We start from the raw sequence: 7,199 nt of genomic DNA, 5'->3' as shown, positions 1-7,199 counted from the left end.
CGGGGAAGCGGTGCATCAGCGAGGTGAACCACCACGAGAAACGCTCGGCTTTCCAGACGCGGGCCAATGCACGCTGTGAGTAGCTGTCGATGCCCGCGTCAGAACCGCGGTAGTGCTCGGCCAGYGCGCGGCTGAGCATGCCGACGTCGGAGGCGGCCAGGTTCAGGCCCTTGGCACCTGTCGGCGGCACGATGTGGGCCGCGTCGCCGGCGAGGAACAGGCGGCCGAAGCGCATCGGCTCGGCGACGAAGCTGCGCAGCGGCGCGATGCTCTTCTCGATCGACGGGCCTTCGATCATTCGCGCCGCGTCGGCTTCGGGCAAGCGGCGCTTCAGCTCGGCGAAGAAGCGTTCGTCGCTCCAATCTTCGACGTGATCGTCGAGTGAGCATTGCACGTAGTAGCGCACGCGGGTCTTGCTGCGCATGCTGCACAGCGCGAAGCCGCGGGGGTGGTTGGCGTAGATCAGCTCGTCATGCACCGGCGGCACATCGGCCAGCACGCCGAGCCAGCCGAAGGGGTAGACCTTTTCATAGGTCTGGATCGCCTTGGCCGGCACGCTGGCGCGGGCCACGCCGTGGAAGCCGTCACAGCCGACGATGAAGTCGGCCTCGATCTTGTGCGGCGCGCCGTCCAGCGCGTAACGCAGCGATGGCGTGTCACCGTTGAAGCCCTCGGGGTGCACGTTCTCGGCTGCGTAGATGGTCGTCAGCCCAGCGCCGCGGCGCGCCTCCATCAGGTCGCGCGTGACCTCGGTCTGGCCGTAGACCATGACCCGCTGACCGGTCAGTGCATGCAGGTCGATGCGGTGATGGCGGTCGTCGAAACAGAGCGAGAAGCCGTCGTGCGGCAGGCCTTCGCGGTGCATGCGTTCGCCCACGCCGGCTTCGTCCAACAGGTCGACGGTCACCTGCTCCAGCACGCCGGCGCGGATGCGGCTCAGCACGTACTCTGGCGTCTGCCGCTCGACGATCACGTGGTCGATGCCTTGCCGGTACAACAACGCGCCCAACAACAGCCCGGCCGGGCCGGCGCCAATGATTGCGACCTGGGTTCGCATGGATTTTCCCTCCACCACCTCAACAACACCGCCAGCGTAGGCCCGCCTGGCGGTGGCATCAATGGAGGATTGCGGCCAAACCTTGCACAATTCGAACATGGCTTCGTCACCCCAAGGCCGCCGCGCGGCAGCCGCACTGCCGGCCTACCAGCTCTATGGCGAACCCGGTCATGCCGCGGTGGGGGAGAAGCTGCACATCGAGACGATCTCGTCGCGCAGCCGGCTGCACGAGTGGGAAATCCGGCCGCATCGGCACGAACTGCTGTTTCAAATTCTGTACATCGCTAAGGGCCGCGCGGAAGCCCAGGTCGATGGCCAGCTCAGCCGGCTGGTTGGCCCGGCCGCGGTGACCGTGCCGGCCGCGACGGCGCATGGCTTCACCTTCGAAGCGGGCATCGACGGTTGGGTCGTCACGGTGCAGGAGCCGCATGTGCGCCAGCTGCTGGCGCCCGAGCCAGGGCTGTGGCCGCTGTTCGAGCGGCCGGGTGTGCTGGGCTGGGGCCCCGACGCAGCGCCCCGCGCGCTCGGCGAGCCGACCCCGGTGGCCGATGCCGTGATCGCGCTGGCAGCCGAATTCATTGGGCACCAGCGCTGGCGCCATGCTGCGATCGATGCCGAGTTGGCCCGCCTGATGCTCGCGCTGGCGCGGGCTTGGCCTGGGCCGGCGGATGGCGCGGCGGCTGGCGCACCGGCGCATCTGGCGCGCTACCGGGCGCTGGTCGACGCCCGTTTTCGGCTGCAGCCCAGCGTTGCGTCGTTGGCGGCCGAGCTGGGCATCAGCGCGACCCAGCTCAACCGCATCTGCCAGGCCCAGCTGGGCAAGGGTGCGTTGGACCTGCTGCACGCCCGCCTGGCGCTGGAGGCGCAGCGCCAGCTGGCCTACACGAACCAGAGCGTCAAGCGCATCGGCATGGACCTCGGCTTTGCCGACCCGGGCTACTTCACGCGGTTTTTCCAGCGTTTATGCGGCCTGTCGCCCACCGCCTGGCGCCGCCGCGCGCACCAGGGCTGACCGCACCGCGCCTTGACTTGAGGGTGCGTCACGCCCGAATCCGCGGCGAACGCCACGCCAACGGCGTCAACGTCACCCTCAACCCGCACCGATCGGGGCCGAAAACTGATCGATGAGCGCGCCAAACCAGCGGCGCGGGTCGTTGTTCCACACACGCGGGCTCGATCGCCGGTCCGGGTGTTGAAAGAGCCATCGATGAAATTTCTGTCCAACCAGTGGCGATTGCTGCTGCCTTGCCTGGTCGGTCTCGGTCTGGCCGGCGTGCTGCTGGCCGTGCTGATGCGCGGCAGCGCCGGCTACCTGCTCGAGCGCGATGCCGAGCAATCGGCGTTGGCCTGGGCTCGGCTGGTCGAAGCCTCGGTGCCCGACCTCGACGCGACTTTCGAAGGCCGCGGCGCCAGCGAGGCCGCACGCACCCAGCTGCGCAACTTCCTGCAGGTGCAGGAGGTGTTCCGTTTCAAGCTCTACGATCGTGCCGGTCACCCGGTGCTGGCGTCCGATGAACTGATGCCCACCACGGCCTTGTCCGACGAGGACGAGGAAGATGCCGGCGAAGGCGATGACGACGTGCGCAAGCTGGTGCTCGGCGGCGCACCGGTGATCGAGCTGCAACGCGACGCCCACGGCGACCGGCCGGCCATCTACAGCGAGGCTTACGTGCCGGTGCTGCGCGCAGGCCGGGTGATGGGTGTGGTCGAGGTCTACGTCGACCAGGTCGAGCGCGAGCGGCGCATCAACCAGGCCTTCATGCGCGTGGCGGCCACGGTGTTCGCGATGCTGGCGGTGGCCGGTGCGATCGTCGGTGCCGTGGTCTGGCGCCAATGGCGGCGCGACCGCCTGGCCGACGAGCGCATGCGTTACCTGGCGCGGCACGATCCGCTGTCGGGCTCGCTCAACCGTGCCAGCTTTGGCGAAAGCCTGCGCCAGGCCGCCTGGCGCCAAACCTGCGGCGGGCCCAACTTCGCGGTGCTGTGCATCGACCTGGACCGCTTCAAGGAAATCAACGACAGCCTGGGCCACGCCGCTGGCGACGAGGTGCTGCGCCAGGTGGCTGCGCGCCTGCGTGACCTGGTGCGTCACGGCGACGTGGTGGCCCGCCTGGGCGGCGACGAATTCGCGCTGCTGCAGACCGGCGTCGACGGCCCCGACGCAGTGACGCGCCTGGCCGAACGGGTGGTCGAATCGCTCGGCCAGCCGTACGAGTTGGGTGGGCAGACGGTGATCTGCGGCTGCAGCGCCGGCGCGGCGATCTTCGGCACCGACTCCGACAACGACGAAGACCTGATGCACAAGGCCGACCTCGCGCTCTACCGCGCCAAGGCTTCGGGCCGCTCGACCTTCAGCTTCTACGACGCGTCGCTCGACGAGAAGCTCGAAACCCGGCGCCAGCTGACGCGCGACCTGCGTGAGGCGATTGGCAGCGGCACCCAGCTGAGCCTGAACTACCAGGCGCTGTGGGGCTCCGATGGCCGCACGCTGACCGGCTACGAAGCGCTGCTGCGCTGGCACCACCCGGTGCGCGGCCCGGTCTCACCGGCCGAGTTCATTCCGCTGGCCGAAGACACCGGTCTGATCGGCCCGCTCGGCCGCTGGGTGCTGCGCACCGCTTGCGCCCAGGCCGCCACCTGGCCCGATCACCTGGCGGTGGCGGTCAACCTGTCGGCTGCGCAGTTCCGCCACGACGACCTGGTCGAGTTGATCGCCAAGACGCTGGACGACGCCGGCCTGCCGGCGACGCGGCTGGAGATCGAGATCACCGAATCGCTGCTGATGAGCAACACCGAACAGGTGCTGGGCACGCTGCGGGTGCTGTCGGCGATGGGCGTGTCGATCGCGATGGACGACTTCGGCACCGGCTACTCGAGCCTGGCCTACCTGTGGCGCTTCCCATTCGACAAGGTCAAGATCGACCGCGCCTTCACCCAGCACCTGGGCAGCGACGAGAAGGTGAACCTGATCGTCAAGTCCATCATCTCGCTGGCGCACTCGCTCGAGATCCGCGTCAACGCCGAGGGCGTTGAAACCCAGCCGCAGCTGGACGCGTTGCGGGCCCAGGGCTGCGACGAGTTCCAGGGCTTCCTGCTGGCCCGGCCGAAGCCGGTCGACCAGCTGAACCACACCGCGCAGCCGCCGTCCGGCTCACTGACGCTGCCGGTCGACGAGTTGCTGGCCGACCTGGGCGAACCAACGACMATTGCCGCCCCGGCCGTCAAGCCGGCCGAAACGGCGCCGGCCAGCACCGCTCAGAGCTGACCCGGCCGCGTCAGACCCGTTCGAGGATCAGGGCGATGCCCTGGCCGACGCCGATGCACATCGTGCACAGTGCGCGCTTGCCGCCGGTGGCGTGCAGCTGATTGATCGCGGTCGTCACCAGCCGCGCGCCCGAGGCGCCAAGCGGGTGGCCGAGTGCGATCGCGCCGCCGTTCGGGTTCACGCGCGGGTCGTCGTCGGTGATGTCGAGCTGGCGCAGCACCGCCAGGCCTTGGGCCGCGAAGGCTTCGTTCAACTCGATCACATCGATCTGCGACAGCGACAGCCCGGCCAGCGCCAGCACCTTGCGTGTCGCCGGTGCCGGGCCGATGCCCATGATGCGCGGCGGCACGCCGGCGGTGGCCATCGCGACCACGCGGGCGCGCGGCGTCAGCCCGTGGCGCGCAGCGGCAGCTTCGCCGGCCAGCAGCAGCGCGCAGGCGCCGTCGTTGACGCCCGAGGCGTTGCCGGCCGTCACGGTGCCGTCCGGCCTGACCACGCCCTTCAGCTTGGCCAGCGATTCGAGCGAGGTCTCGCGCGGGTGCTCGTCCTTGTTGACGATGACCGGATCGCCCTTTTTCGGCGTGATCGCCACCGGCGTGATCTCGGCGTCGAAGAAGCCGCGCTGCTGTGCCGCCACCGCCTTGCGCTGCGAGGCCAGCGCCATCTTGTCCTGGTCCTGGCGCGAGATGCCGAAGTCGGCTGCCACGTTTTCGGCCGTCTCGGGCATCGAGTCGACGCCGAACTGGGCCTTCATCAGCGGGTTGATGAAGCGCCAGCCGATGGTGGTGTCGTAGACCGCGTGCTCGCGTGAAAACGCGCTCGTCGCCTTGGGCATCACGAACGGCGCGCGGCTCATGCTTTCAACGCCGCCGGCGATCATCAGCTCGGCCTCGCCGGCGCGGATCGCACGGGCGGCTGAGCCGACAGCGTCCAGCCCCGAGCCGCACAAGCGGTTGATCGTGCTGCCCGCCACAGCCACCGGCAACCCGGCCAGCAGCGCGGCCATGCGGGCCACGTTGCGGTTGTCCTCGCCGGCCTGGTTGGCGCAGCCGTAGAGCACGTCGTCGACAGCGGCCCAGTCCAGGTTCGGGTGGCGCGCCATCAGCGCGCGGATCGGCACCGCGCCGAGGTCGTCGGCACGCACCGGCGACAGGGCTCCGCCGTAGCGGCCGAAAGGGGTGCGGATCGCGTCGCAGATGTAGGCGTGGGTCATGGTGGTCGGTGAGTGGTGCGGGCCGGCGCGAGGCCGGCACGGCAGGTTGGGCCAAAAGGGTGAAAAAACGTTGGCGCGATGCTAGCGCGTGCGGGTGCAAGCGGTGTGAGGGGTCAATGCCCATGCCGCTCAAGTTGACCGGACGCGGTGCCGATGTTGTGACGGAGGGCCCCCGTCAGCCTGACGCCTTGGCGTCGGCCGGCATGGGCCAGGAAACACTCAGGGACTTTGCGACATGACCAACACCGTTGAACCGCAGGACTTGCGAGTCGGCATGTTCATCCACCTCGACGGGGGGTGGATGTCGCACCCCTTTCCGTTGTCGAGCTTCAAGATCAGCAGCGCCGAACAGATCGACACGATACGCTCGCTCGGCCTGCGAAAACTGCGCTGGAGCCCCGATCGCAGCGACTTGCAGACCGAAGCCGCTGCCGTCGATGCCACCAACGCGGCGGACACCGACCCGGCCGGCGCGGCGGTCGAGCCGATCGTCGTGATCACGCCAGCCGAAGACCCGGCCGCACGCGCGCGCCGCCAAGCCGAGGCGCGGGCCGAGGCTGAAGCCGCCGCGCTGCGCGTGTGCGAGCGCCAGTACCAGGAAGCCTGCCGCGACCTGCGCCGCGTCAACGATGCGCTGGCCGGCGAGCCCGAGCGTGCACGCGATGGCGCGCAGGCGCTGACCCGGGCCTTGCTCGACAAGATGCTGATCGATGCCGAGCTGTGCGTGCGCGTGCTGGGTGAGCCCAGCGGCGACCGCCATTCGGCCCACGCGATCAACGTGACCGTCGTCTCGCTGCTGCTGGCCCGTGCGCTGAAGATGCCCGAGCCCGAGATGGCCGACCTGGGTGCCGGCTCCTTGCTGCACGACATGGGCAAGCTGTCGCTGCCCGATCGCATGCGCCTGCCGCACGACGATTTCACCAGCGCCGAAGCCTCGCTGTACCGCGACCACGTCGGCCACGGCATCACCCAGGGTCGCCGGATGAGCCTCGCACCCGGCGCGCTGCTGATCGTGGCCCAGCACCACGAATTGGCCGACGGCACCGGCTTTCCCAAGGGCGTGACGTCCGAGCGCATGTCGGTCGGCGCACGCATCGTGTCGCTGGTCAACTACTACGACAACCTGTGCAACGCGGCGACGCCGTCGAAGTCGCTGACGCCGCACGAAGYCCTCTCGCGCATGTTCGCGCAGTCGCGCAACAAGTTCGACGCGACGATCCTGAACGGCTTCATCCACATGATGGGCATCTACCCGCCCGGTTCGCTGGTGCAGCTGTCGGACGACCGCTACGCGATGGTCACCTCGGTCAACTCGGCTCGGCCGCTGAAGCCGCAGGTGCGCGTGCACGATCCGGCACGTTCGCATGGCCAGCACCTGAACCTCGAAGACTGCCCCGACCTGGGCATTCGCCGCAGCCTGCGGCCGACCCAATTGCCGGCGCGCGCCGCCGAGGTGCTGGCCCCGCGCCAGCGCGTCGCCTACTTTTTCGACGTGTCGGCCACGCCGACAGTCGAAGAGCAGCTGTGATGAGCGGCGCCGATGCAGGCATCGCCTGGCTCACCGGCCAGGCGAGCGCCAGGGCCGAGCTGATCGACAGCCTGGACGACCCGGCCTGGCTGGTCGATGCGGCCGACGCCTGCGTGCTGCATGCGAACCAGGCAGC

General features: G+C 69.2%; 5 protein-coding genes. 3 read left to right on the top strand and 2 right to left on the bottom strand.

The features are described from left to right. Nucleotides 1-1,057, bottom strand: a 1,057-nt coding sequence (gene pobA / locus AC1DYI_RS22500) for a 4-hydroxybenzoate 3-monooxygenase (RefSeq protein WP_477206366.1), incomplete at its 3' end; no start/stop codon positions are given. Nucleotides 1,058-1,154: 97 nt separating this feature from the next. Here pobA and AC1DYI_RS22495 point away from each other — a divergent pair. Both AC1DYI_RS22495 and AC1DYI_RS22490 read left to right on the top strand, forming a co-directional pair. Then, nucleotides 1,155-2,069: a helix-turn-helix domain-containing protein gene (locus tag AC1DYI_RS22495; protein ID WP_477206365.1), complete on the top strand. Its 915-nt coding sequence runs from the start codon at nt 1,155-1,157 to the stop codon at nt 2,067-2,069. A gap of 195 nt (nt 2,070-2,264) precedes the next feature. After that, nucleotides 2,265-4,322: a putative bifunctional diguanylate cyclase/phosphodiesterase gene (locus tag AC1DYI_RS22490; RefSeq protein WP_477206364.1), complete on the top strand. Its 2,058-nt coding sequence runs from the start codon at nt 2,265-2,267 to the stop codon at nt 4,320-4,322. Nucleotides 4,323-4,332: 10 nt separating this feature from the next. Here AC1DYI_RS22490 and pcaF read toward each other — a convergent pair whose 3' ends face one another. Continuing rightward, complete coding sequence (gene pcaF, locus AC1DYI_RS22485) at nt 4,333-5,535, bottom strand: 3-oxoadipyl-CoA thiolase (protein ID WP_477206363.1); 1,203 nt, start codon at nt 5,533-5,535, stop codon at nt 4,333-4,335. Between the two features lie 235 nt (nt 5,536-5,770). Here pcaF and AC1DYI_RS22480 point away from each other — a divergent pair, with 235 nt between their 5' ends. Continuing rightward, nucleotides 5,771-7,063 (top strand): HD-GYP domain-containing protein, encoded by a 1,293-nt coding sequence (locus AC1DYI_RS22480; protein WP_477206362.1) that lies wholly within the window; start codon nt 5,771-5,773, stop codon nt 7,061-7,063. The last annotated feature ends 136 nt before the right edge of the window (nt 7,064-7,199 follow it).

Source organism: Ideonella sp. P3_A4, assembly GCF_056403075.1.
Note: the sequence above shows the minus strand (reverse complement) of the source record. Positions and strands in the feature narration are given on the sequence as shown.